This is a genomic window from Sphingobium agrisoli (genome assembly GCF_041877245.1).
Taxonomy (GTDB): Bacteria; Pseudomonadota; Alphaproteobacteria; order Sphingomonadales; family Sphingomonadaceae; genus Sphingobium.
Genome location: NZ_JBHDJI010000004.1, coordinates 187,661 through 211,451, shown reverse-complemented (window position 1 = coordinate 211,451; position 23,791 = coordinate 187,661). Strand labels below are relative to the sequence as shown.

The 23,791-nt window shown below is 67.1% G+C and carries 28 protein-coding genes; 19 read left to right on the top strand and 9 right to left on the bottom strand.

All coding sequences use genetic code 11. The features are described from left to right. From proC to ACETPF_RS09275, 3 genes are all read left to right on the top strand, one after another. Positions 1 to 816 (top strand): pyrroline-5-carboxylate reductase, encoded by an 816-nt coding sequence (proC, locus tag ACETPF_RS09285; RefSeq protein WP_373934164.1) that lies wholly within the window; start codon positions 1 to 3, stop codon positions 814 to 816. A gap of 170 nt (positions 817 to 986) precedes the next feature. Next, the gene (locus ACETPF_RS09280; RefSeq protein ID WP_373934304.1) at positions 987 to 1,490 is read left to right on the top strand and encodes an asparaginase domain-containing protein; all 504 of its coding nucleotides are present in this window, start codon (positions 987 to 989) and stop codon (positions 1,488 to 1,490) included. Between the two features lie 73 nt (positions 1,491 to 1,563). Continuing rightward, positions 1,564 to 1,824: a hypothetical protein gene (locus ACETPF_RS09275; RefSeq protein WP_373934163.1), complete on the top strand. Its 261-nt coding sequence runs from the start codon at positions 1,564 to 1,566 to the stop codon at positions 1,822 to 1,824. A 74-nt stretch (positions 1,825 to 1,898) separates the two neighbouring features. Here ACETPF_RS09275 and ACETPF_RS09270 read toward each other — a convergent pair whose 3' ends face one another. Together ACETPF_RS09270 and fdxA are read right to left on the bottom strand one after the other, a co-directional pair. Beyond that, positions 1,899 to 2,426: a CarD family transcriptional regulator gene (locus ACETPF_RS09270; protein ID WP_373934162.1), complete on the bottom strand. Its 528-nt coding sequence runs from the start codon at positions 2,424 to 2,426 to the stop codon at positions 1,899 to 1,901. Positions 2,427 to 2,664: 238 nt separating this feature from the next. Then, the gene (gene fdxA, locus ACETPF_RS09265; RefSeq protein ID WP_373934161.1) at positions 2,665 to 3,003 is read right to left on the bottom strand and encodes a ferredoxin FdxA; all 339 of its coding nucleotides are present in this window, start codon (positions 3,001 to 3,003) and stop codon (positions 2,665 to 2,667) included. 178 nt (positions 3,004 to 3,181) lie between these two features. On the opposite strand from fdxA, the gene ACETPF_RS09260 reads away from it, so the two are divergent. Then, complete coding sequence (locus ACETPF_RS09260) at positions 3,182 to 3,460, top strand: CopG family ribbon-helix-helix protein (RefSeq protein ID WP_373934160.1); 279 nt, start codon at positions 3,182 to 3,184, stop codon at positions 3,458 to 3,460. A gap of 35 nt (positions 3,461 to 3,495) precedes the next feature. After that, positions 3,496 to 3,741, top strand: coding sequence for a type II toxin-antitoxin system RelE/ParE family toxin (locus tag ACETPF_RS09255; protein WP_373934159.1), 246 nt, complete (start codon positions 3,496 to 3,498; stop codon positions 3,739 to 3,741). Between the two features lie 15 nt (positions 3,742 to 3,756). On the opposite strand, the gene ACETPF_RS09250 is transcribed toward ACETPF_RS09255, so the two are convergent. Together ACETPF_RS09250 and ACETPF_RS09245 are read right to left on the bottom strand one after the other, a co-directional pair. Beyond that, positions 3,757 to 4,050, bottom strand: coding sequence for an RNA-binding S4 domain-containing protein (locus ACETPF_RS09250; protein ID WP_373934158.1), 294 nt, complete (start codon positions 4,048 to 4,050; stop codon positions 3,757 to 3,759). Further along, positions 4,043 to 6,745: a helicase-related protein gene (locus tag ACETPF_RS09245; RefSeq protein ID WP_373934157.1), complete on the bottom strand. Its 2,703-nt coding sequence runs from the start codon at positions 6,743 to 6,745 to the stop codon at positions 4,043 to 4,045. The genes ACETPF_RS09250 and ACETPF_RS09245 overlap by 8 nt, the downstream gene beginning before the upstream one ends. A 224-nt stretch (positions 6,746 to 6,969) precedes the next feature. Between ACETPF_RS09245 and ACETPF_RS09240 the strand changes: the two genes are divergently transcribed. Both ACETPF_RS09240 and mobA read left to right on the top strand, forming a co-directional pair. Continuing rightward, positions 6,970 to 8,502 carry a peptidoglycan DD-metalloendopeptidase family protein gene (locus ACETPF_RS09240; RefSeq protein ID WP_373934303.1) on the top strand — a complete coding sequence of 511 codons (1,533 nt, stop codon included), beginning with the start codon at positions 6,970 to 6,972 and terminating at the stop codon, positions 8,500 to 8,502. 40 nt (positions 8,503 to 8,542) lie between these two features. Next, positions 8,543 to 9,328, top strand: coding sequence for a molybdenum cofactor guanylyltransferase (mobA, locus tag ACETPF_RS09235; protein ID WP_373934156.1), 786 nt, complete (start codon positions 8,543 to 8,545; stop codon positions 9,326 to 9,328). Between the two features lie 138 nt (positions 9,329 to 9,466). On the opposite strand, the gene rnhA is transcribed toward mobA, so the two are convergent. Genes rnhA through ispH form a run of 3 tightly spaced genes read right to left on the bottom strand, consistent with a single transcriptional unit; the run spans position 9,467 to position 11,862 of the window. Next, the gene (rnhA, locus tag ACETPF_RS09230; protein WP_373934155.1) at positions 9,467 to 9,913 is read right to left on the bottom strand and encodes a ribonuclease HI; all 447 of its coding nucleotides are present in this window, start codon (positions 9,911 to 9,913) and stop codon (positions 9,467 to 9,469) included. Further along, positions 9,910 to 10,887: a homoserine kinase gene (gene thrB / locus ACETPF_RS09225; protein ID WP_373934153.1), complete on the bottom strand. Its 978-nt coding sequence runs from the start codon at positions 10,885 to 10,887 to the stop codon at positions 9,910 to 9,912. The genes rnhA and thrB overlap by 4 nt, the downstream gene beginning before the upstream one ends. A gap of 3 nt (positions 10,888 to 10,890) precedes the next feature. After that, entirely contained in the window at positions 10,891 to 11,862 is a 972-nt protein-coding gene (gene ispH, locus ACETPF_RS09220) for a 4-hydroxy-3-methylbut-2-enyl diphosphate reductase (RefSeq protein WP_373934152.1), read from the bottom strand. Positions 11,863 to 12,015: 153 nt separating this feature from the next. Between ispH and ACETPF_RS09215 the strand changes: the two genes are divergently transcribed. The 9 genes from ACETPF_RS09215 (at position 12,016) to tatC (ending at position 19,164) form a co-directional block, all read left to right on the top strand. Continuing rightward, the gene (locus ACETPF_RS09215; RefSeq protein WP_373934302.1) at positions 12,016 to 12,624 is read left to right on the top strand and encodes a hypothetical protein; all 609 of its coding nucleotides are present in this window, start codon (positions 12,016 to 12,018) and stop codon (positions 12,622 to 12,624) included. A 133-nt stretch (positions 12,625 to 12,757) separates the two neighbouring features. After that, positions 12,758 to 14,485 (top strand): arginine--tRNA ligase, encoded by a 1,728-nt coding sequence (argS, locus tag ACETPF_RS09210; protein WP_373934151.1) that lies wholly within the window; start codon positions 12,758 to 12,760, stop codon positions 14,483 to 14,485. 13 nt (positions 14,486 to 14,498) lie between these two features. Further along, complete coding sequence (locus tag ACETPF_RS09205; RefSeq protein ID WP_373934150.1) at positions 14,499 to 15,218, top strand: SPOR domain-containing protein; 720 nt, start codon at positions 14,499 to 14,501, stop codon at positions 15,216 to 15,218. Between the two features lie 52 nt (positions 15,219 to 15,270). Further along, positions 15,271 to 16,284, top strand: a complete 1,014-nt coding sequence (gene nagZ, locus ACETPF_RS09200) for a beta-N-acetylhexosaminidase (protein WP_373934149.1) — start codon at positions 15,271 to 15,273, stop codon at positions 16,282 to 16,284. An 8-nt stretch (positions 16,285 to 16,292) separates the two neighbouring features. Further along, a complete protein-coding gene (locus ACETPF_RS09195; RefSeq protein ID WP_373934148.1) occupies positions 16,293 to 17,075 on the top strand; it encodes a segregation and condensation protein A in 783 nt (260 codons plus the stop codon). After that, complete coding sequence (gene scpB / locus ACETPF_RS09190) at positions 17,072 to 17,665, top strand: SMC-Scp complex subunit ScpB (protein WP_373934147.1); 594 nt, start codon at positions 17,072 to 17,074, stop codon at positions 17,663 to 17,665. Before ACETPF_RS09195 ends, scpB begins: the two co-directional genes overlap by 4 nt. A gap of 28 nt (positions 17,666 to 17,693) precedes the next feature. Next, positions 17,694 to 17,930: a twin-arginine translocase TatA/TatE family subunit gene (locus ACETPF_RS09185; protein WP_373934146.1), complete on the top strand. Its 237-nt coding sequence runs from the start codon at positions 17,694 to 17,696 to the stop codon at positions 17,928 to 17,930. Positions 17,931 to 17,959: 29 nt separating this feature from the next. Next, on the top strand, positions 17,960 to 18,391 hold the full coding sequence (gene tatB, locus ACETPF_RS09180; RefSeq protein ID WP_373934145.1) for a Sec-independent protein translocase protein TatB: 432 nt from the start codon (positions 17,960 to 17,962) through the stop codon (positions 18,389 to 18,391). After that, complete coding sequence (gene tatC / locus ACETPF_RS09175; protein WP_373934144.1) at positions 18,388 to 19,164, top strand: twin-arginine translocase subunit TatC; 777 nt, start codon at positions 18,388 to 18,390, stop codon at positions 19,162 to 19,164. The genes tatB and tatC overlap by 4 nt, the downstream gene beginning before the upstream one ends. 246 nt (positions 19,165 to 19,410) lie before the next feature. Here tatC and ACETPF_RS09170 read toward each other — a convergent pair whose 3' ends face one another. Further along, the gene (locus tag ACETPF_RS09170) at positions 19,411 to 19,539 is read right to left on the bottom strand and encodes an entericidin A/B family lipoprotein (RefSeq protein WP_328278747.1); all 129 of its coding nucleotides are present in this window, start codon (positions 19,537 to 19,539) and stop codon (positions 19,411 to 19,413) included. Between the two features lie 469 nt (positions 19,540 to 20,008). After that, positions 20,009 to 20,959, bottom strand: a complete 951-nt coding sequence (locus ACETPF_RS09165; RefSeq protein WP_373934143.1) for a cell wall hydrolase — start codon at positions 20,957 to 20,959, stop codon at positions 20,009 to 20,011. Between the two features lie 202 nt (positions 20,960 to 21,161). On the opposite strand from ACETPF_RS09165, the gene ACETPF_RS09160 reads away from it, so the two are divergent. The 3 genes from ACETPF_RS09160 to ACETPF_RS09150 are packed head-to-tail and all read left to right on the top strand — an operon-like array spanning position 21,162 to position 23,687. Beyond that, positions 21,162 to 22,157, top strand: coding sequence for a cysteine synthase A (locus tag ACETPF_RS09160; RefSeq protein ID WP_373934142.1), 996 nt, complete (start codon positions 21,162 to 21,164; stop codon positions 22,155 to 22,157). 40 nt (positions 22,158 to 22,197) lie between these two features. Beyond that, positions 22,198 to 22,491 carry a hypothetical protein gene (locus ACETPF_RS09155; RefSeq protein WP_373934141.1) on the top strand — a complete coding sequence of 98 codons (294 nt, stop codon included), beginning with the start codon at positions 22,198 to 22,200 and terminating at the stop codon, positions 22,489 to 22,491. Between the two features lie 2 nt (positions 22,492 to 22,493). Next, positions 22,494 to 23,687, top strand: a complete 1,194-nt coding sequence (locus ACETPF_RS09150) for a Gldg family protein (protein ID WP_373934140.1) — start codon at positions 22,494 to 22,496, stop codon at positions 23,685 to 23,687. Positions 23,688 to 23,791: the final 104 nt, after the last annotated feature.

The window sequence follows — 23,791 nt, the reverse complement described above, 5'->3', positions numbered from 1 at the left end:
ATGGGCGTAGTCGCCTGGCCCGACCATCTGTTCCTGGTCGGCTGCGGCAATATGGCGGGGCAGATGCTCGGTCGCTGGCTCGATTGCGGCCTTGATCCCGCGCGGGTGACGGTGCTGCGCCCGAGCGGGCGGCCAGTGGCGGAGGGAGTGACAGTCGTGACGGACTGGCCCGCATCTCTCCCGGCGCGAACGACGGTGCTGCTGGGCATGAAGCCCTATCAGATCGATGATGTGGCGGCGCGGCTGGCACCGATTTGCATTGCGGACACGCGGATCGTCTCGATCCTTGCCGGCACCACGCTCGCGACGTTGCGCGGGCATTTCCCGGACACCGCCGCCATCGTACGCGCCATGCCTAACCTGCCGGTCGGCCTGGGCGAAGGGGTGACGGCGCTGTTCGCCGACGATCGCACGACCGCCGACATTCGGGCAGCGGTCGAAGCGCTGATCCGGCCGCTCGGCCTTGCGGAATGGATCGCCGACGAGGCGCTGTTCAACCGCATCACGGCGCTGTCCGGCTGCGGCCCGGCCTTTCTCTTCCGCTTCGTGGACGCGCTGGCCCGGGCCGGCGAAGCGATCGGCATTCCGGCGGATCAGGCTGCGCGCATGGCGCTGGCGACGGTGCAGGGGTCTGCCAACATGGCCGCCCGCGCCGTCGTAAGCCCCGCGACGCTCGCCGATCAGGTCGCGTCTCCGGGCGGGATGACGCGCGAGGGCCTGAACGTGCTGGATGCCGACGACCGGCTGCTGACCCTGCTGACCGACACGCTTGCCGCCGCCCGCGACAGGGGCGAGGCGATGGCGCGCGGTAGGTAGAGGGGACTGCGCTTAATTTGAACCATACCGTTCGTGCTGAGTAGAGGCTGAGCTTGTCGAAGCCTCGTATCGAAGCATTGCTCCTTCGATACGCCATTTCGGCTTCGCTCAATGGCTACTCAGGACGAGCGATTCTTAGTTGAAGCATGATGCTTCAGAAGGACGATCCCATGCTCTCTCCCGAAACGCCGATCCTGCTGCTGACCACCGGCGGGACGATCGACAAAATCTATTTCGACGCCCTGTCCGATTATCAGGTGGGCGAGACCGTGATGGCGAAGCTGCTGGAGATCGCGCGCGTCAAGCGCCCCTTCCGCATCGAGGAGGTCACGCGCAAGGACAGCCTGGAGCTGGACGATGCCGACCGCGCGCTGATCTATGCCCGCGTCGCCGCCGCGCCGGAACGGCATGTCGTCATCACCCACGGCACCGACACGATGACGCAGACGGCAAAGCAGCTTCAGGGCATCGATGGCAAGACCATCGTGCTGGTCGGTGCGCTCGCCCCGGCGCGCTTCGGCGAAAGCGACGCCAGCTTTAACCTCGGCATGGCCTTCGCCACCGCGCAGGTCGCGGAACCCGGCGTCTATATCACCATGAGCGGATCGGTCTTCCGCGCCGACAAGGTGGTGAAGGATCGGGCGAAAGGGGCGTTCGTGCCGACAGGAGACTGACGGCCGGTCTCGGGAACCTCCCGCCATATTACCGCATTGTTGCTGCCGGGTGGCGTGACCAGGAGGAGAGACCATGACCGATTACCGCACCGACTATCAGGACCGTCCGGCAACGACGACGACGACCGTGATCGAAAAGCGTAGCGGCGGCGGCGGGACGACCTTCGCCATATTGCTGCTGGTGGTCGTGGTGGCGGTCGCCGCCTTCTTCCTGATCAGCAGCCAGACGAACAAGGACAATGCGGTCAGCAGCGCGGCAACGCAGGTCGGCCAGGCGGCGAGCGACGTCGGCGACGCGGCCAAGGACGCGGCGGGCAGCGTCAAGGGCGAGTAAGCGCGCCAGAGCGGCACGAAAAAGGGCGCTCCGACCGGTCGGAGCGCCCTTTTGCTTTGCAGCTATGGCTTAATTCAGCCCTCGACCTTCACATATTTGGGCGCGGCGTCGTTCAGGATACGCAGGATCTTCTTGAGCGCGCTCGGCTCGTCGGTCTCTTCCATCGCGGCCAGTTCGCGGGCAAGGCGGCTCGACGCGGCCTCGAAAATCTGGCGCTCGGAATAGCTCTGTTCGGGCTGATCGTCGGCGCGGAACAGGTCGCGGGTCACTTCGGCGATCGACACGAGATCGCCCGAGTTGATCTTCGCTTCATATTCCTGGGCGCGGCGCGACCACATGGTGCGCTTGACCTTGGGCTTGCCCTTGAGGGTTTCCATAGCTTCTTCCAGCGTCTTGTTGCTGGAGAGCTTGCGCATGCCCACGCCTTCGGCCTTGTTGGTCGGCACGCGGAGCGTCATGCGCTCCTTCTCGAACCGAAGCACATACAGCTCCAGTTCCATGCCGGCGATCTGCTCCTTTTGCAGCTCTATGACCCGGCCAACGCCATGCTTGGGGTAAACAACATAATCACCAACGTCAAAGGACAGCGCCTTGGCAGCCATTTGATACCTTTCCAATTCCACCGGGGAAACGGGTCGTCGCGGGAGCGCAGAAGCATGATGCCCAGAGCCGGATGATCCGCGGCGTGGCCCGTCAAGACATGAAGTATATTCTCCAGGGCCAGATAGGGGGACATCCGGCCGTTACGGGCCTTTTTAGCAGATTCGTAACAAAATTACCACCCCTGGACATAATGTCCGGGGCGGCGGGGATTCCGGCCTGAAACGGGACGGGTTTGGTTTAGCTGCCCTGCCCTGGTTCGGGGGAGAAGAACTGCGCCAGCTTGTCGGGCACGCCGTTCATCGCTTCGGCATCGGCGGGCGCGTCGCCCTTGACGGTGATGTTGGGCCATTCGGCGCTGAACTTGGTGTTCAGCTCCAGCCATTTTTCGAGGCCGTTTTCGGTATCGGGCAGGATCGCCTCGGCCGGGCATTCGGGCTCGCACACGCCGCAGTCGATGCATTCATTGGGGTTAATGACCAGCATATTCTCCCCTTCGTAGAAGCAATCGACGGGGCAGACCTCCACGCAATCCATGAACTTGCAGCGGATGCAGTTGTCGGTCACGACATAGGTCATTGGCTGGCACTCTTGGGGTTGTGAACGGCGGCCCTGCTATGCCCGCCTGCCGCCAAGGTCAATGAGGATATTGTTGGCGGAGAGGTAGGCCCGGTTTGGATCGCCCGGCGGTTTGCCGTGGACGCCGGGCGGTAGCGCATGGTATCGCTTGGTATTACCTTTCGATGGAGCTTCCTTCATGGCCGCCGCAACATCAGTCAAGCTCGATAAAGAAATGAAAGGACGAATCCAGCAGCTGGCCGACGCCCGCCGCCGGAGCGCACACTGGATCATGCGCGAAGCCATCGCGCAATATGTCGATCGGGAGGAGCGGCGTGAGGTGCTGCGGCAGGACGTGCTGGCGGCATGGGAAGAGTTCAGCGCCACCGGGCAGCATGTGGCGGCGGATGATGTCGACACATGGCTCGCCAGCTGGGGCACGGAGGCTGAGCTGCAAGCGCCCGAATGCCACAAATAATCTACGCGCCGGCCGCCGTCCGGGACTTGCAGCGCTTGCGGGACTTTTTGTCGCCCAAGGATGCAGACGCCGCGCGCCGCGCCGGCGAGGCGATCCGGCAGGGGGTGAAGATATTGGCGGCCTATCCCCGAATGGGTCGCCTTGTGGACGATCTGCCCGAATCGTTTCGGGAGTGGCCCATCGACTTCGGCGATAGCGGCTATGTGGTGCGTTATCATGTCGATGATATGCGGGTGGTGATCCTGGCGGTCAGGCACCAGAAGGAGGCCGGGTTCAAATAGCGGATTCCCGCGTCCTCACCCTCCGATCGTCAGTTCCTCATAAAACGCCTGCGCCTCCGGGGCGGGGCCACGGCGCGCGGGGAGGGTGATGACGCGGACCACGCGGACCTTGTCGACATGGGGGAAGGTGATGAGGTCGCCGGCGCGCACGGGCGCATGGGCGCGATCGATACGGCGGCCGTTCACGCGGATATGGCCGTCCTCGGCGAGCGCCTGCGCGGCCGATCGGCTTTTCGACAGGCGCGCGAACCAGAGGAACTTGTCGATGCGAAGGCTGGGGCCGTGCCCCACCGCCGCCGCGTCAGCCATTGCGGCCAAGCAGCTCGGCAAGCCCGGCAAAAGCGTTGTTGGCGGGCGCTGGCGTGCTGCCGGCGGAGGCGGGGCGCGGGCCGCGATCGCGGGGCGGGCGCCGTTCGCCGTCGGCCTTGCCTTCCGGCTTGGTCCCGCGCGGCTTGCCGCCGTGGGGCTGGCGATCCGGGCGCGGCTTCTGCCGGCCGCGGAAGGCCCAGTTCGCGCCGGCGGGCGCGGGCGGGGCGGCTTCGGCGGCTTCCGCGCCTTCGACCGGTTCGGCCGCCTCCGCAACCGGAGCGGGCGCGACCGGCTCCACCGGGCGGAAGCCGGCGAGGCGCATCAGCGCGAGGAACGCCGGCTCATGGAGGCCGAGCGACACGATCTGCGGACTGGTGGCCATGAACGGCTCGTTCTTCGCGATCGCCTCATGCGCGGCGCGGGCCATGCGCTCGGCCATGTCGATGCGCAGCATCTGGTCGCCGAAACCCCGGAAACCGGCGATCCGCGCGCCCATCTGCGCGGGCTTCTCGCCCAGCGGCAGCAGGGTGAGGCCGGGGCCGGGCAGCGGCAGGCACGGCTTGGCGATGCGCGCGGCCAGCAGCGCCGATCGCCAGCGCGCCGCGCCGGGCTTCAACAGGCCGGGATGATAGATGTCGAGCACGCCGATATCGATGCCGGCCTTCCGCAGCAGATGGCGCTGGTCCTTGTCGAGATGGCCGAGCGCCGCGTCGAGATCGGTGCGCGCGATCACGCCGCCTGCATCGCCGAGCTGCGCGAAGACGGCGCGCACCACCGGCGGCACGGCGGGGTCGGCGGCGCTCTCGGTCATCTTGACGAGGGGGAGGAGGTGCTTCTGCTTCTGCGCGTCGAACCAGGCGGCAATGCGGGCGGCGACCTGCTTCTGCATATCCTGCCCCAGCGCCAGCAGCGCGCGGTCGAGCCGGATTTCGGGCGACAGCAGGGCGGGGCCAGCGAGCAAGGCCGCAACGGGCGTACCCGCCCAAGCGATGCCCGGCGCCTGCCCCGCCTCGTCCAGCAGCGCGAAATCCGCGTCCTGCGCCGCCACCAATTCTTCAGCCTTCACGCGCAACACCTTTCCAAGCCGGCGTTCGGCCGCCGCCAGCAACAATTTGCGATCGGCAAGCCGCGTAGCGGGATCGACCGAGAATCGGAAGCCGTCAAGTCGCCCGATCGTCTCGCCATCGACGCAGACCGTCCCGTCCGGCTCTACCGTGACGGGCAGGTTGCTCGCATTATGGCCGATGTCGCGCAGCAGGACGGCGGTGCGGCGATCCACGAAACGCTGGGTGAGCGCGGCATGGAGCGCATCGGACAGCTTTTCTTCGAGGGCGCGGGTGCGCTCGGCCATTTCGCCGGGATGGGCGAGCCAGTCGGCGCGATGGGCGATATAGGCCCAGGTGCGCGCGGCGGCGATGCGGCCCGAAATCATGTCGATATCGCCCTGCACCGAATCGAGTCGCGCGATCTGCTGCGCGAACCAGTCGCGCGGAATATGGCCGCTGCCTTCAGACAGGAAGCGCCAGATGCGGCTCACCATCCGGGCGTGATGCTCCGCACCCAGCTTCTGGAAATCGGGCAGGCTGGACGCGGCCCATAGCCGCTCCACCTGCCGCTGGCCGCGCGCCCGTTCGATCACCAGCGGATCGTCGGCCAGCCGCTTGAGCACGGCCAGGTCCACCGCTTCGGGCGCGGCGCGCAGTTCGGGCCGGTCGGGCTTCTCCTCCAGGTCGGCGATCAGATGGGCCAGGCTGTCGGTGCGCGGGGTGCCGTCCCGCCAGTAAAGCTGGTCGATGGGCGGAAAGCGGTGCGCCTCGATCGCCTCGATCTCCTCGGGCGTGAAGGCGGCGTCGCCATCCTCATGGCCCAGGCTCCCGAACGTGCCGTCCTTGTGATGCCGCCCCGCGCGGCCAGCGATCTGCGCCATTTCGCTGACGGTCAGGCGGCGGGTGCGGCGGCCATCGAACTTGCGGAGCGATGTGAAGGCGACATGCGCGACATCGAGGTTCAACCCCATGCCGATCGCGTCGGTGGCGACGAGATAGTCGACCTCGCCATTCAGGAACATCTGCACCTGCGCGTTGCGGGTGCGGGGGGAGAGCGCGCCCATCACCACCGCCGCGCCGCCACGGAAGCGGCGCAGCATCTCGGCGACGGCATAGACTTCCTCGGCGGAGAAGGCGACGATGGCGGAGCGCTTGGGCAGGCGGGATAGCTTCTTCGCGCCGGCATAGGACAGGGTGGAGAAGCGCGGGCGGCCGATGATCTCCACATCGGGGACCAGCGCCTTGACGACGCGGGCGATGCTGGCGGAACCCAGGATCATCGTTTCCTCGCGGCCCCGTGCGCGCAGGATGCGGTCGGTGAAGATGTGGCCGCGTTCCGGGTCCGCGCCCAGTTGCGCCTCGTCCAGCGCGACGAAGGCGAAGTCGCGCTCCAGGCTCATCGATTCGGCGGTGCAGAGGAAATAATGGGCGTGCGGCGGGACAATCTTTTCCTCGCCGGTGATCAGCGCGACCTTGTCCGCGCCCTTGATCGCGACCACCCGGTCATAGACCTCGCGCGCCAGCAGCCGCAGGGGAAAGCCCATCATGCCGCTGGAATGGCCGCACATGCGCTCGACCGCGAGATGGGTCTTGCCGGTGTTGGTCGGTCCCAGGACCGCAGTGATGGAAGAGCGGGCGAACTGGGCCATGGTCGCCCCTATGTCGGGGAGCGGGAGGCAGCGCACAAGGGGAATCGACCGTTCTTCCTCGCGCCGCCGTTCCAGCCGCTCGCGCGCACGGCTCGTCGCGGGATGCAAAAGCGGCAGCCGTCTTTATTTGACTTTAACCCTGTCGCTTCACAACGGTGCGGCCCACGCGCGGCGCGGGGGACGTTGCCGGCGCGCAACGACAAAATGCCTTTGGGGTCGCGGGGTTGTTTCAGGAAAACTCGTTCGGGTCACAGCAGGGCGGCGCGTCCGTGTCGCTATGGCTGGCCGATTCGCTGGTCCGCACTCCGGCCGCGCCGCCGCCGCCGGACTGGCGCGCGCGGCTGCGCGCCTGGGCCGACGAAGTGGAGCTGGTGCCCGACCTTGGCCGCAACATCGGCAGCGTCACCTGGTTTCGCGGGCTCGCCACCTGTTTCGGCCTCTGCGCCACCGCCCTCTATCTTTCCCCCGGTTTTCAGCCCGTTCCCGGCGCGCCCGGCCCGACGCTGAGCGACTCGCATTATGACGAGGTCCGCAGCCAGATGATCACGCCGCTGGCGCTCGGCGCGGACAGCGGCCGGCATATGGGATCGACCGATGCCGTCCAGCCGCTGCGCGAGACGCCCGAACGGCCGCAGATAGACCTCAGCGCGCAGGTGGGGAGCAGCGATACGCTGCCCCGCGCCCTGTCCCGCGCGGGGGTGAGCGGCGGCGACGTCGCCACGATCATGGGGCTGGTCGGCGGCGACATCGACGCCGGGGTGAAGCCGGGAACCCGGCTCGACATCGTGCTGGGCCGGCGCGCCAGCCGCGACCGGCCCCGTCCGCTCGACAAGCTGGCATTCCGCGCGCGGCTGGACCTGGCGCTGGAGTTGACGCGCAATGATGGGCTGCTGTCGGTGCGCCGCGTCCCCATCCGCGTCGACGACACGCCGCTGCGCATCCAGGGCGTCGTCGGCGACAGCATCTACCGGTCGGCCCGCGCCGCCGGCGCGCCGCCCAAGGCGGTGCAGGCCTTCCTGCGCGTCATCGCGCAGCAGGTCGATCTGGGCGGCATCGGCGCGGGCGACCGCTACGACATCGTCACCGCCTATCGCCGCGCCGAGACGGGCGACGTGGAGGTGGGCGACCTTCTCTATGCCGGCCTTAAGCGCGCGCGGGGCAGGTCGATCGACATGCTCAAATGGACCAAGGACGGGCGCACCGAATGGTTCGAGGCGTCGGGCGTCGGCGAACGGCGCGGCGTCCTGTCCTCGCCGGTGTCGGGGCGCATGTCGTCGGGCTTCGGGATGCGGCGGCATCCGATCCTGGGCTATACGCGGATGCACGCCGGCATTGATTTCGCCGCGCGCTACGGGTCGCCCATCTATGCCGTGACCGACGGCGTTGTGGCCTATGCGGGGCGGCATGGCGGGCATGGCAATTATGTCCGTATCCAGCATGGCGGCGGGCTCGCCACCGGATACGCACATATGAGCCGGATCGCGGCGGTGCCGGGGCAGCGGGTGCGGCAGGGGCAGGTGATCGGCTATGTCGGATCGACCGGCCTGTCGACGGGTCCGCATCTCCACTACGAACTCTATCGCAACGGCGCGACGGTCAATCCGCTATCGGTGAAGTTCACCACCATGGCGCAGCTTGCCGGATCGGAACTCGCCGCCTTCCGCGCGAAGCTGGCCCAATATCAGGGCCTGCGCGTCGGGCTGCACGAAGCATTCGCGCAGAAGCCGGCGGCCGCGCCCGTTGCGATCGGGAAATAAGCCGCTTTTCGCTGACGATCCGCTCGGCTAACGCACGGCGATGACAGGTCCGATCACCGCCATATTGCTGGCAGGCGCGCGCCCCATTCCCGATCCGCTGGCGCAGGCGGCGGGCGTGCCGGTCAAGCCGCTCGCGCCGGTCGGTGGCGAACCGATGATCAACCGGCCCGCGCGAGCGCTTCTCGATCATCCGGCGATCGGCCGGGTCATCATATTGACCCAGCGGCCCGACGCCTTCGCCGATCATCCCGCCACCGCCTGGCTCGCGGCCGACCCGCGCGTGACATTCGAGATGGGCGGGCACGGGATCGCCGCCTCGCTGCTGGCGCTGATGGAAAGCCACGCCTTGCCCTTCCCGATCCTCCTCACCACCGCCGACCATGTGCTGCTCGACGGCGCGATGCTCGACCAGTTCGTGGGGCAAGCGCAGGGGGCGGATATCGCCGTCGCGATGGTGGAGCGCGAGACGCTGATCGCTCGCTATCCGCGATCGCGCCGCACCTGGCTCAAATTCCGCGACGGCTGGTGGTCGGGCGCGAACATCTTCTGGATCGGCAACGCCCGCGCCCGCCCTTTGATCGCCCTGTGGCAGGAGGTGGAGCAGGACCGGAAGAAGGGGTGGAAGATATTGGCGGCGTTCGGCCCCTTTGCGCTGATCGGCGCGCTGCTGCGGCTGCTGACGCTGCGCGGCGGGATCACGCGGATGGGGCGCAAGTTTGGCCTTGAAGCGCGGCTGGTGGCGATGACGCAGCCCGAAGCCTGCATCGACGCGGACAAGGCGGAAGACGTGACGCTGATCGAGGCGATATTGGCGCAACGCGCATAAAATTCCTCCCCTGCAAGGGGAGGGGGACCGCGCCCGCAGGGCGTGGTGGAGGGGTGTCACGCCATCGTAAGGGCGACACCCCTCTGTCTGGCCTGCGGCCAGCCACCTCCCCTGCAAGGGGAGGATGGATGCTTCAAGCTACCTCCGAAACGTCTCCGCCGCCGCGCAGGCGAGCTTGTCGGCGCGCTCATTCTCCGGGTGGCCGGCATGGCCCTTGACCCATTGCCAGGTCAGCCTGTGCGGCGCGGCGGCGGCGATCAGCGCCTGCCATAGTTCGACATTCTTGACCGGCTTGTTGTCCGCCGTGCGCCAGCCGCGCTTCTGCCAGCCGAAAATCCATTTGGTGATGCCGTCCATCACATATTTGCTGTCGGTGTAGAGCGTGACCCGGCACGGCTTCTTGAGCTGCCTCAGCGCTTCGATCGCTGCCATCATTTCCATGCGGTTGTTGGTGGTCTGCGCTTCGCCGCCGGACATCTCGCGCTCTGTCTCGCCGAAACGCAGCACCGCGCCCCAGCCGCCGGGGCCGGGATTGCCCTTGCACGCGCCATCGGTGAAAATCTCGACCTGCGGAAGTTCGCTCATGCGCCGAGCAACGCGGCCGCGTCCGCCTGGGCGTAGAAGTCGAGCCGCCGCAGATAGGCGAGCGGGTCTTTCCGCGTCACCAGCGCGTCGGGCGGCGTGTTGATCCAGTCATAGGCGCGGGTCAGCAGGAAGCGCAAAGCCGCGCCCCGGCACAGGATCGGGAAGGCGGCCTGCTCCGCATCGGTCAGGCCATGCGTTTCGCCATAGCCCTCACCCAAGGCCGCAGCCCGGTCGCCGAACCAGCGTGCGCCATCATGACTGAAGCACCAGGCGCTATGCGTGACGGCCAGGTCGTAAGCGCGGATGTCGGTGCAGCTGAAATAAAAGTCGATAAGGCCGGTGACCCGATCGCCCAGCATCAGCACATTGTCGGGAAAGAGGTCGGCATGGATCACCGATCGCGGCAGGTCGGACGGCCAGTGCGCGTCGAGGAAGGCGAGTTCGTCGGCCACGCGGTCGCCAAGGCCGGGCGCGATCGAATCGAAATCACTTCCGCATCTGGCCGCCAGCGCGTGCCATCCATCCTTGTCGAGGGCGTTGCGCCGCCCGCCGGCAAAGCCCTGCGCCGCGCGATGCAGGTCGCCCAGCGCCGCCCCGGTCGCGCGCGCCTGCGCCGGGGTGGGTTCGGTGACGCTGATGCCGGTCAGGAATTCGATCAGGCAGGCGGGGCGTCCGGCGAGCTGCTGCAATCGCCGCCCTTCCCGATCGGCGATGAAGCGAGGCACCAGGCATCCGCGCGCGCCCAGATGATCGAGCAGGTCCATGAAGAAGGGCAAGTCCGCCTCCTCCACCCGCTTTTCATAGAGGGTCAGGATATAGCGGTGACCCCGCCCGTCCGCGCCGGTGGTTTCGAGGAGATAGTTGCTGTTCTCCACCCCTTCGGCGATGCCCTTCGCCGACACCAGCCGCCCGGCGTCGTAGCGGGTCAGGAATGCGTCGATATCCTCGGCCGGGACATGGGTATAGACCGCCATGGATCAGGCGGCCTCAAGCCCGCGCGGCAGTTTGAAGGCGATGCTTTCGCGCGCGGTTTCGACCTGTTCCTCGATCACGTCGAACCGCTCGGCGATCCGGTCGACCACTTCGCGCACCAGAACCTCCGGCGCGGAAGCCCCTGCCGTAAGGCCCAGCGTCCGCACGTCGGCCAGCCAGTCGAAATCGATCTCGTCCGCCCGCTGGATAAGGCGCGCCCGCGTCCCTTCGCGCTCCGCCACCTCGACCAGCCGCAGCGAGTTGGAGCTGTTGGGCGCGCCGATGACGTACAGCGCGTCGCAGCGCGGGGCGATCGCCTTGACCGCCGTCTGCCGGTTCGAGGTGGCGTAGCAGATATCCTCGCCCTTGGGCGCAGCGATGGTCGGAAAACGGCGTTCCAGCACAGCGACGATCGCGGCGGTATCGTCCACCGACAGGGTGGTTTGCGTCAGGAAAGCGAGATTGTCGGGATCGGCAGGGTCGAATGCTTCCGCATCCTCGACCGTTTCGATCAGCGTCATGGAGCCGTCTGGCACCTGCCCGAAGGTGCCGACGACCTCGGGATGCCCGCGATGCCCGACGAACAGGATATGGCGGCCCGCGTCGACCTGCCGCTCCGCCTGGCGGTGGACCTTGCTCACCAGCGGGCAGGTGGCGTCCAGATAGTCTAGCCCGCGCTCCTGCGCCTTCGCCGGCACCGCCTTGGGCACGCCATGGGCGGAAAAGACGACCGGCACGCCGTCGGGCACCTGATCCAGCTCGTCGACGAAGATCGCGCCCTTGGCCTTGAGGCCGTCCACGACATATTTGTTATGGACGATCTCGTGCCGGACATAGACGGGCGCGCCATATTTCTCGATCGCCTTTTCGACGATGATGATGGCGCGATCGACCCCGGCGCAAAAGCCGCGCGGCGCGGCGATCAGCAGGGTCATGGGGCGCATGTTCGTGATGGGGTCAGCGGGCGCTTGCGTCATGCTCCGGCGCTTAGGCCAATGTCGCCCGTGAAGAAAGAGCCTATAGGTTGCGCGGGGGGCGGGGGATGGATAAGGAAGCGCAAAGCGTCGGCCGTGCGGCCCGATCGAAGGAATATGTGCCTCGTGAAACTGTCATCTGTCGCCCTGACCGCAATGCTGGCCCTGGCTCTGGCGGGCTGCTCGCGCCGGGGGGAGATCGACGCGACGGGCGGCATCGTCGCGGTGCGGTCGGCCTGTCCGGTGGCGGCGATCCCGGCGCAGACCGGGGACGTCACCCTGTTCAATCCGGCGGGCAGCACCGATGCATCGGCGATCGACGTGGTGGCGAACATCACCGACCTGCGCTCGACCTGCGCCGATGGCGAACAATTCTATACCGAAGCGAGCTTCACCGTGAATGCGCGCCGCAGCGACGCCAGCGGCGCGCGGCAGGTGACGCTGCCCTATTTCTCCGCCGTGGTGCAGGCCGGCACCAATGTCGTTGCCAAGCGCGTCGGCCAGGTGACGCTGAATTTCGCGCCGGGCGACTATCGCGCCAGCGCGCAGGCGAAGGCGGGCTCCTACGTCAACAAGAGCGCGGCGACGCTGCCTTCCGACATTCAGGCGAAGATCACGCAAAAGCGCAAGGCGGGCGACGCCGACGCGGCGATCGATCCCTTCGCCCAGCCCGACGTCAAGGCGGCGCTGCAACGCACCAGTTTCGAGCTGCTCGTGGGCTTCAACCTGACCCAGGACCAGCTCCGATATAATGCGACGCGCTGACGCCCATTGAACCATATCCGTTCGGGCTGAGCGAAGTCGAAGCCCGCCACTGAGCGAAGCGAAGTGCTTCGCCAAGCTCAGCCAGGGCCCTTCGACTTCGCTCAGGGCGAACGGAGTTGAAGGAAATTTCCCTGTGTCCCTTTACACCCGTTTCACCGCCCATCTCGACGCCGTGCTGGACGCGCTGGAGGCAGAGGGCGTGTTGCCCGCCGGGCTCAACCGCAAGCCCGTGACGGTCGAGCCGCCGCGTGACCCATCCCATGGCGACCTCGCCACCAACGCGGCGATGGTGCTGGCCAAGCCCGCCGGCACGAACCCGCGCGCGCTGGCCGAGGCGATCGTCGCGAAGCTCCAGGCGCTGGACGAGGTGGAAAGCGCCGCGATCGCCGGCCCCGGCTTCATCAACCTGACCCTGACCGACGCGACCTGGCGCGCCGAACTGGCGGCGATCCATGCCGACGCCGACGATTATGGCCGCTCCGACACGGGGCAGGGCGTGACCGTCAATGTGGAATATGTCTCGGCCAACCCGACCGGCCCCATGCATATGGGCCATTGCCGGGGGGCGGTGGTGGGCGACGCGCTCGCCACCTTGCTGGAATATGCGGGGCACAAGGTCATCCGCGAATATTATATCAACGATGCGGGCGGTCAGGTGGACGTGCTCGCCCGCTCGGCGCATCTGCGCTACCGCGAAGCGCTGGGCGAGGATGTGGGCGATATCCCCGAGGGGCTGTATCCGGGCGACTATCTGGTGCCGGTGGGGCAGGCGCTCGCCGGTGAATATGGCGACCGCTTCGTCGGCGCGCCCGAAGCGGACTGGCTGGTCCTGTTCCGCACCTTCGCCGTCGCGCGGATGATGGATATGATCCGCAGCGATCTCGCGCTGCTGGGCATCCATCACGACATCTTCTCGTCCGAGGCGGAATTGCAGGCGGCGGGCAAGCCTGACGAGGCCGAAGCCTGGCTGCGCGCGCACGACCTCGTCTATGACGGCGTGCTCGAAGCGCCCAAGGGCGAGCTGCCCGACGACTGGGAGCCGGTCGAGCTGCCGCTGTTCCGGTCGACCCGGTTCGGCGACGATCAGGATCGCCCGATCAAGAAGTCGAACGGGTCATGGACCTATTTCGGTGCGGACATGGCCTATCATTTCCAGAAGGCGCAGACCGCCGATCAGCTGATCGACATCTGGGGTGCGGACCATGCCGGGACCGTGAAGCGCATCCAGGCGGCGGTTGCGGCGCTGACCGAAGGGCGGGCGCGTTTCGATGTGAAGCTCATCCAGATGGTCCGCCTGCTGCGCGATGGCGAGCCGGTGAAGATGTCCAAGCGCGCCGGCAATTTCGTGACGCTGGCCGATGTCGTGCGCGAAGTGGGCAAGGATGTGGTCCGCTTCACCATGCTGACGCGCAAGGCCGACGCGCAGATGGATTTCGATTTCGCCAAGGTGGTGGAGGCGTCCAAGGACAATCCGGTCTTCTATGTCCAATATGCCCATGCGCGGATTTCCTCGCTCGGTCGGCGCGCGCAGGAGGCGGGTCTGGATCTGCCCGCGCCCGACCTGTCCCTGCTTGGGACGGCCGAGCTTGGCCTTGTCAAGCTCGCCGCCCAGTTCCCGCGCGTGGTCGACGGGGCGGCGCAGGCGCGCGAGCCGCACCGGATTGCCTTCTATCTCAATGACTTGGCCTCCGCATTCCACGGCTGGTGGAATATGGGCAATGACGATCCGCGCGCGCGCGTCATTCTGGCCGACGATCCGGCGCTCACCGCAACCCGGCTTTTCCTAAGTCGCGGAATAGGGCAGATTATCCGCAACGGGCTGGCGCTGATGGGCGTCGAGGCTTTGACGGAAATGCAGTGAGGCGCTGAAGAACATGGGCGATTATGCGCGCGGACGGCTCGACCTCGACGATGAGGATCGCCTGCCCTGGCTCGAACCGGCGGTGGACGATACGGACGACGACCGCATATCGCCGCTGCGCCTGCTGGGCCTGATCCTGCTCGGCCTCGTCCTTATAGGCGCAGTGGTGGGCGGCGTCTGGCTGGTCAAGGACCGGACCGGCGGCGGCAAGGCGGGCGAGGGCGCGCTGATCGCCGCGCCCGCGGGCGACTACAAAATCGCCGCCAATGAGGCGGACGCCAAGAAGTTCGATGGCGAGGGCGACGCCAGCTTCGCCGCGAGCGAGGGCGTCGCGCGCGACGGCCGCATCGATCCCAGCCGCGTGCCAGAGGCGCCGATCACCGCGACCCGGCCCGCGCCCAATGCCGCCAAGCCCGCCCCGACCAAAGCCGCCTCCAGCCTCACCGCGCGCGTCGCCGACGAATCGGGCGCACGTCCCGCCGCCGCGCCCAGGGCAGCCGTCGCGGGCGGCCTCATCCAGCTCGGCGCCTATGGCAGCGAAAAGGGCGCGAACGAGGCGTGGGCCAAGCTCTCCAAGCGTTTCGCCTATCTCGCGCCGCTCGCCACCCTGGTCGAGCCGGCGCAGGTCGGCGGCGGCACCGTCTATCGCCTGCGCGCCAGCGCCGGGGGGCAGGCGGCGACGATCTGCGGCAAGCTCAAGGTCGCGGGCGAAAGCTGCATCGTCGTCAACTAAAGCCGTAACAACCCCTTCGACAGGGCAGGGCGCAACCGCTACCATCCGCCCCATGAAACCGGCAATCTTCGGCCTTTCCGGCGAGTCACTGACGCCCGACGAACGCGCTTTCTTCAGGGAGGCGGAGCCGGCGGGCTATATCCTTTTCAAGCGCAACTGCGTCGACCGCGCGCAACTGCGCGCGCTGACTGACGATCTGCGCGGGCTGCACGGGCGCGACGACCTGCTCATCATGATCGATCAGGAGGGCGGGCGGGTCGCGCGGATGCAGCCGCCCATATGGCCCGCCTTTCCGGCCGGCGCGGCGTTCGACCGGCTTTACGACGTTGCGCCATCGAGCGCCATCGCCGCCGCGCGCGCCAACGCCCGCGCCATCGCGCTGATGCTGGCGGAGGTCGGGATCACCGTCGATGCGCTGCCGCTGCTCGACGTGCGGCAGGACGGCGCGAGCGATATCATGGGCGACCGCACGCTGGGCGCCGATCCGATGCGGGTCGCGGCGCTGGGCCGCGCGACGCTGGAGGGGCTGGCCGAAGGCGGGGTTGTCGGCATCGTCAAGCATATGCCGGGGCATGGCCGCGCAACGGTCGACAGCCATCATGAACTGCCGGTCGTCGACGCCAATCTCAATGCGCTCGAAACCGACCTCGCCCCCTTCCGCACGTTGCGGAACGCGCCGATCGGCATGACCGCCCATGTCGTCTATACCGAATGGGACGCGGAACGGCCCGCGAGCCTGTCGCCCGCCATCATCGGCGAGATCATCCGCGATTCGATCGGTTTCACCGGGCTGCTGATGTCCGACGATCTGGATATGCGGGCGCTCACTGGGACGATTCCCGATCGGGCCGCTGGGGTGGTCGCGGCGGGATGCGACCTGGCGCTCAACTGCTGGGGGCGGATGGACGACATGGTGGGAATCGCCGATCGGCTGCCGGACATCACTGACGCGTCGCGCGCCCGGCTCGACCGGGCCATGGCCTCGGTCACCCGCGGCGCGGACCAGCCGCCGATCGAGGAACTGCTGGCGACACGCGACACGCTGCTGGGACTGGTGCCGGCTTGAGGATGTAAATGGACGACCTCTTCACCGCCCCCGCCATCCCCTCGCCGCACACCCTCACCGTCAGCTTCGACAGCTGGGAGGGGCCGCTCGACCTGCTCTTGACGCTGGCGCGGGGGCAGAAGGTGGACTTGCGCGAAATCTCGATCCTGGCGCTGACCGAACAATATCTCGCCTTCATCGACAGTGCGCGGCAGCTGAAGCTGGAACTCGCCGCCGACTATCTCGTCATGGCGGCCTGGCTCGCCTATCTCAAATCCGCGCTGCTGCTGCCGAAGGCGGAACAGCCCGATCCCAGTCCCGAGGAACTGGCGCTGCGGCTGCAATTGCGGCTCCAGCGGCTGCATGCCATGCGCGATGCCGCCGCCCGGCTGATGGCGCGCGACCGGATCGGCCGCGACGTGTTCCGCCGGCGGGCGCCAGAAGGGCTGCGCCTCGTCCGCAAGGCGCAGTGGCAGGCGAACCTTTACGACCTGATCGCCGCCTATGGCAAGGTGCGCGCCCGCACCCGGACGGTGGTCCACACCATCGCCGTGCGGCCGGTGATGACGCTGGACGAGGCGATCCAGCGGGTCGGATCGCTGGTCGGTGCGGCGCTCGACTGGACCCGGCTCGAAGCCTTCCTGCCGCCTGCGCTCGACCCGGAGCGGGCAAAATCGGCGCTGGCGAGCAGCTTCGTCGCGGCGCTGGAACTGGCGCGGCAGGGGCGGCTGGAGATCGACCAGGCGGACATTTTCGCGCCCATCTACCTGCGCGCGCACCAGCCCGCTGCCCCCACCGGGTCGCTGCTATGAGCCAAGAACCCGATGATTTCCGCCGCGCGGTGGAGGCGGCTTTGTTCGTGGCCGAAGCGCCGCTGACGCCTGCGGAACTCAAGCTGCATGTCGGAGGAGGGGGCGATCTGGACGCGGCGCTCGGCGCGCTTCAGGCGGACTATGCGGGGCGTGGCGTCAATCTGGTCGAGCGGGGCGGGCGCTGGCATTTCCAGACCGCCGCCGACCTCGCCCACATCCTGCGCCGCGAGAAGGACGAGATGCGCCGCCTGTCCCGCGCGGCGATGGAGACGCTGGCGATCATCGCCTATCACGAGCCGGTCAGCCGCGCCGAGATCGAGGCGATCCGGGGCGTTCAGGTCGCTAAGGGAACACTGGACGTGCTGATGGAGGCGGGCTGGGTTCGCCCGGCCGGGCGGCGCGAAGTGCCGGGGCGGCCTCTGATCTACGCGACCACGCCCGAATTTCTGTCGCATTTTGGGCTTGGCAGCCGGCGCGACTTGCCGGGGATGGACGATCTGCGGGCCGCCGGCCTGCTCGATCCGGTCGATCTGGCGCTGGAGGGTCTGGCCGGCCAATCCGTTCTGGAAAATGACGAGGAAGAGGCTTAGATAGGGCTTCTGCTAGGAGTATTGAAAAATGGGTTCCTTTTCGCTGATGCACTGGGTCATCGTGCTCCTGGTCGTCATGCTGCTGTTCGGTGGCGGCCGTATTTCCGGCCTGATGGGTGACGTGGCCAAGGGCATCAAGAGCTTCAAGAAGGGCATGGCCGAGGATGACGAGGTGACGTCCCCCAAGCCCGCGACCCGGATCGAGGGCCATCGCGTGCCGGAGCAGGACGCCCCCACCGTCACTGAAGAAAAGACCAAGGCCTGATTCCGCGCGAACCGGGGCGATAGGCGCGCATGTTCGGGATCGATTCCACTGAGCTTCTGGTGATCGTGATCATCGCGGTGATCGTGATCGGGCCGAAGGATTTGCCGCGCGCGCTCTACAAGGTGGGGCAGATCGTGGGCAAGGCGCAGGGCATGGCCCGGCATTTCCGCACCGGCATCGACGCGATGGTGCGCGAGGTCGAGCTGGAGGAACTGGAAAAGAAATGGGCGGCGCAGAATAAGCGCATCATGGACGAACACCCGCCCGAAACGACGCCGGGCGCTCTGCCCGCGCCGGTCGAGGCGGAGACGCCCGCCTTCGTCGCCCAGTCCGCCCCGGTTGATGAAGCGCCAGTCGATGCGCCGGCGTTTGTCGCCCAATCTGCCCCCGTCACGCCGGCCGTCACCGAAGGCCCGCCCTATCTGGCCGAAGCCCCCCACAAGGGCGACGCGGCGGCATGATCAGCGACATTGACGACAGCAAGGCGCCGTTGCTCGACCACCTGATCGAACTGCGAGGCCGCCTGCTCAAATGCGTCTATGCGCTGGCGATCACCGGGGCGCTGTGCTTCTATTTTTCCGAGCAGCTGTTCGCGGTACTGGTCCATCCGCTCAAGGAAGCGTTCGGCGACGGCGGCGGCAAGCTGGTTTACACCAAGCTCTACGAAGCCTTTTTCGTGCAGGTGAAAATCGCCTTTTTCGGCGCATTCTGCCTGTCCTTCCCGATCATCGCCAATCAGCTCTGGGCGTTCGTCGCGCCGGGCCTGTACGCGAAGGAGAAGAAGGCGCTGCTCCCCTTCCTGATCGCGACGCCTTTCCTGTTCGGAATGGGTGCGAGCCTCGCCTATTTCGTGGTGATGCCGACCGCCTTTCATTTCTTCCTGCAATTTCAGGGGAACAGCAGCGGCCTGTCGGTCGAGGCGCTGCCGAGCGCCGATGCCTATCTTGGTCTCGTCATGCAGTTCATCCTCGCCTTCGGCATCAGTTTCCTGATGCCGGTGCTGCTGATGCTGCTGAACCGCGCCGGCTTCGTCACCCGCGCGCAGCTCATCGGCCTGCGCCGCTACATGATCGTCGCCGCCTTCGTGCTGGCGGCAGTGCTGACCCCGCCCGACGTCGTGTCGCAGCTGATGCTGGCGATCCCGCTGCTGCTGCTCTACGAATTCACGATCATCGCCATCTGGTTCACCGACCGGCGGCAGGCGAAGGATGCGGCGGAAGAGGCAGCGGCATGAGCCAAGGCGCCGAGCCTGTAATCTAAGCCGTTCGCTTCGAGCAGGTTCGAGCGAAGTCGAGAACCGTCTGTCGAGAAGGTTGGCGCGAGCCTTCTCGATACGCCTTCTCGACTTCGCTCGAAGGGCTACTCGAACCGAACGGAGGTGGTTTGGATTAACGCCCAGCGCTTGAAGGCGCAGGCAAAAAAAGACCCGCCGGAAATCCGGCGGGCCAATGCTAGGGGACCGTAAAAACTGAAAAGCGGCTTAGTCGGCCGCGTCCTCGACCGCCTTGCCGGCGCTCTGAACGTCCTTGCCCGCTCCTTCGACCGTGTTGCACGCCGCGACCATCAGCGAACCGGTGAGCAGCAGAGCGGCCAGGATCTTCTTCGTCATGGAAAATCTCCTCAAACTTGCGTGACCGCCCGTGGCGGTGACGGAGGGAAGAACCCGCGCTTCTTCATTCCGTTCCGGTGCCGGAAAGATAATGATTTTGGCGGGAAAATTGCCCTGAAAAAGTCTGAGCCCGGAACGCGTCGGGGGGGGGGAGACGTTCCGGGCTCATATTTTGCGGATAGCAAGAGCGGGGGGCAAAAGATTTGCTATCCGAAATGTAGAACCCCCGAAGTCTCCGATCGGTTCCCGTCACGCCCCAAAAAAATGCAATTATTTTATCGGCGCGATTCCAGCTACTTCCTTGGTTAGCAGGGATTAACCCGGAAATTTGCACGGCCGCGCATCAAATGGCCCGCCCCAATAACAATGTTGTTAGTTAGCTACCTAATCAAATTGCGCAGCGCGTATAGCTGTACAACTCGCTGTCCAAATCCTCTCCCGCCCGTCAGCCGCTCGCCCGCCGCCAGCGTCAGATCAGCGGCCGGCCGCTGTTGCGATATTCGGGCCGGATCGTGGACTGCGGCAGGCCATCGTCGGCTGGAAGCGGCGCCGGCGGCGGGGTCCAGCCCCGTGCCACAGGAGCGACGGGCGCTGCGAAGAGCGGCGCAGGCGGGGCGAGCAACTCGGCCGGCGCACGCGCAGGACGCGCCGGCCAGCTTGTCCGCGCCGGACCGGAAATCGTCTCCCGCCCCAGATAGATGTCCCGGAACGCCGCTTCCGTGCCATTGAAGCCCGGATTGCGGTAGAAGATATGCGCCCCGATCACCGCCACGGCGCGCAGGCTGCCCGACCAGTCGGGCCGTACCGCCAGCGTATGATAGTGGGTGGCAAGCCCGACCGGGGCATAGACCTGACCCGCCAGCGCATCGGCCGCCACTCGCCGCGCCCGCGCCCAGGCGGCCGCCATGGGCGCGCGCGCCATCGCGCCGTCGCAGCTGAAGGTGAACTGGCAGCGAAAATCGGTCCGTTCCGACCCCTGATAGACGACCCCGCAGACCGTATTCGGCCAGAGCGGGCTTCGCACCCGGTTGAGCACCACCTGGGCCACGGCGCGCTGCCCGTCCTCCGGCTCGTTGCCGGCCTCATAATAGATGGCCGATGTCAGGCAGTTGAGCGCGCGATAGCTGTCCAGCGCGGTGATGCCGCGGAACACCGCCGCAGGCGCGGCCTTCACCGCGTCGAGCCCCAGCACATGTTCGCTCTTCACTGTCTCGACGCCGGGCGCCGGATCAAACGCGCCCTCGGCGAAGAAGAAGGCCGATCCGGGGAAGTTCTGCCCTGATTCCTCGGCCGGGTCGATCGCGGCGCGCGCCTCTCCCCCGTCCAGCATGTCGAGCGGCGCCGCGGTGATGAGGCGCGGGGCGACGAGCAGGGTCAGCGCGAGCGCGATGATCGCGCCGCGCCCCTTCCACCCGCTCAAGCCCTTAAAAAACCGCACCAATCACCCGTCGCTGCATCGTCCCGAACCGGCCCTTACACCAAAGCCCGTGTCGCTTCTGCCCCGCATTTGCCGCTGTGCCGCGATGGGACGGCGCGCGCGGCAAATGTTAAAATCACCCCTTTGTCCCCGCCATCATTCGCTTGCTTGGCAAAGCCGCGCCGCCTCCGCTATGCCACTCGCCATGCTGCTTCATCCCGATAGCCTCGCCCTGATCGGCAACACCCCGCTCGTCCGCCTCGCCGGTCCATCGCAGGAGACCGGCTGCGACATCTTCGCCAAATGCGAATTCGCCAACCCCGGCGCTTCGGTGAAGGACCGCGCGGCGCTGTTCATCGTCAATGACGCCGAGGAGAAGGGGCTGCTCAAGCCCGGCGGTACGATCGTCGAGGGGACAGCGGGCAATACCGGCATCGGTCTGGCGCTGGTCGCCAATGCGAAGGGGTACAAGACGATCATCGTCATGCCCGAGACGCAGAGCCGGGAAAAGATGGACACGCTCCGCGCGCTGCGGGCCGAACTGGTGACGGTGCCCGCCGCCGCCTATTCCAACCCCGGCCATTTCGTCCACACCAGCCGCCGCATTGCCGAAGAAACCGACAATGCGATCTGGGCCAACCAGTTCGACAATATCGCCAACCGCAAGGCGCATATCGTGGGCACCGCAGAGGAAATCTGGACCCAGATGGAAGGCCGGATCGACGGCTTCACCTGCGCGGCCGGAACTGGCGGGACCATCGCGGGCGTGGGCCTGGGCCTCAAGGCCAAGGACGAGACCATCGTCATCGCGCTCAGCGACCCCCATGGCGCGGCGCTCTATAATTATTACGCGCATGGCGAATTGAAGGCGGAGGGCAACAGCGTCGCCGAAGGGATCGGCCAGGGCCGGATCACCGCCAATCTGGAAGGGGCGCCAATCGACACCCAGTTCCGCATCTCCGATGAGGACGGGCTGCACTGGGTCAACCGGCTGCTGAGCGAGGAGGGGCTTTGCCTTGGCCTGTCGTCCGGGATCAACGTCGCGGGCGCGGTGGCGCTGGCGAAGCAACTGGGGCCGGGCAAGCGGATCGCGACGATCCTGTGCGACACCGGCTTTCGTTATCTGTCGACCCTCTATAACCGCCAATGGCTCGAATCTAAGGGCTTGACCGTCTTCCCCTGGCTCGCGCAAAGTAACTGATCCCTGGCATCCGCCGGGGCGAGCGAGAGAATAGGGTTGCATGGCTGATACACCCCGCCGACAGGAAGGGTTGCAGCGCGTCCAGATCGGCCTCACCGGGCTGGCGGGCGTCGTGCTGCTCGTCGGCCTGGCCAATATCGTCATCGAAAAGGCGCGGATCGATGACGCGGCGCAGCCGCCGCCGGTCGTCCCCACGCTCACCCAGAACGCCGTGTCGGCGAAGGATCCGCTGGCTGAGCTCGGCGTCCAGCCCGCGCCCGAACAGGCGCCCATCGTCCCCGACCTCCAGCCCGACCCCAACATCCGCAACCGCGACGCGCAGCAGCAGCGCTGAGCATGGCGGCGCTGCGCCGGGCGTTCGGGCGCTTCCTTTGGCTCTGGCTCCCGGCGCTGGCGATATTCCTGGCTGGCCTCCGTCGCGCCTGGCTGACGGGGCAGACCGACCCTTGGGACTGGAGCATCGTCGCCGCGCTGGTGCTGGCGGGGGTGGGTCTGCTGCGCCGGAGGGACGACGCGGCGTTCATCTGGGTGGCGCTGGGCAGCGCCGGGACTGCGCTGATCTTCTGCGCGCTGGCGGCTGGCCGCCCGCCGGAGGTGAGTGCAGCGGTGGGGTTGGTGGCTGTAGCCTTGGCTGCGACATTCACCGGCGCACGGCTGCGATCGATAGTCGGACTTGGGCTGCTTGCCCTGACCGCGCTGCTGCTCTGGCGCGGACCGTCGCAGCCGGTCCAGCCTGTCCCGGATCGTCCCGGCCTTATCGTCGTCACCGCGCTGCCGCTCTTCTGGGACGAGGAGGGCAGGCGGCGGGATGCGCCGATCCTGACGCTGCTGCGGACCCGCTTCACCGTCGGACCACTCGATGATCCGACGCAACTGCCAGAGAGAGGCGCGCGCCGCCTGCTGCTGGCCCAGCCGCGCGCACTGACGCCGGCCCAACTGGTAGCCATCGACCGTTGGGTGCGGGCGGGCGGCCGGGCGCTGGTTCTGGCGGACCCGATGCTCCGCTGGCCCTCCGACCTGCCGATCGGCGATCGACGCCGGCCGCCGGCAACCAGCCTGCTCGACCCGATTCTTGCGCGATGGGGTTTCGCGCCCGGTGTGCAGGAAGGTGCGGAGATACGCCGTTTCTTAGGCACAGGCGCTCTGCTCACCTTGTCGGGCGCTTATCGCGATACGCCGGTCACACGCCGGGTCGGGAATGGCACCGTCACTCTGCTGGGCGATGCGGATGCGATCGACGATCGCCTCTGGCTCGCCGATCCCGCCCGGCCGCTCGACCCGCGCGTCTGGAGCGCGGACACACCGGCGCTGCTGGTCCGCTGGCTCGACGGCGCGCCTGTAGCCGAGCGGCGGTGGATGCGCGACCTGCCCGATGTGCTGGCGGGCGTGCGCGCGGCGCTGCTGGCCGGGACGATCTGGGCAGTGATGGGCGCGCTGCTCTTGCCCCGCATCCTGGCGCTTTTTCAGGCCCGCGCCGGACCAGCGCAAACCAAGGAAAAGGTGAAGGAAAACGGCTGGTCCCATTTCTAACCTGCCTGTCCCTTCCTCACCCAAAAAATCCCTTCCCACATAGCCCCATGCTTGATAGGTAATCGGCATTGGGGTTTTCAGGCGTCGATCAGTCCTGGGGCTCG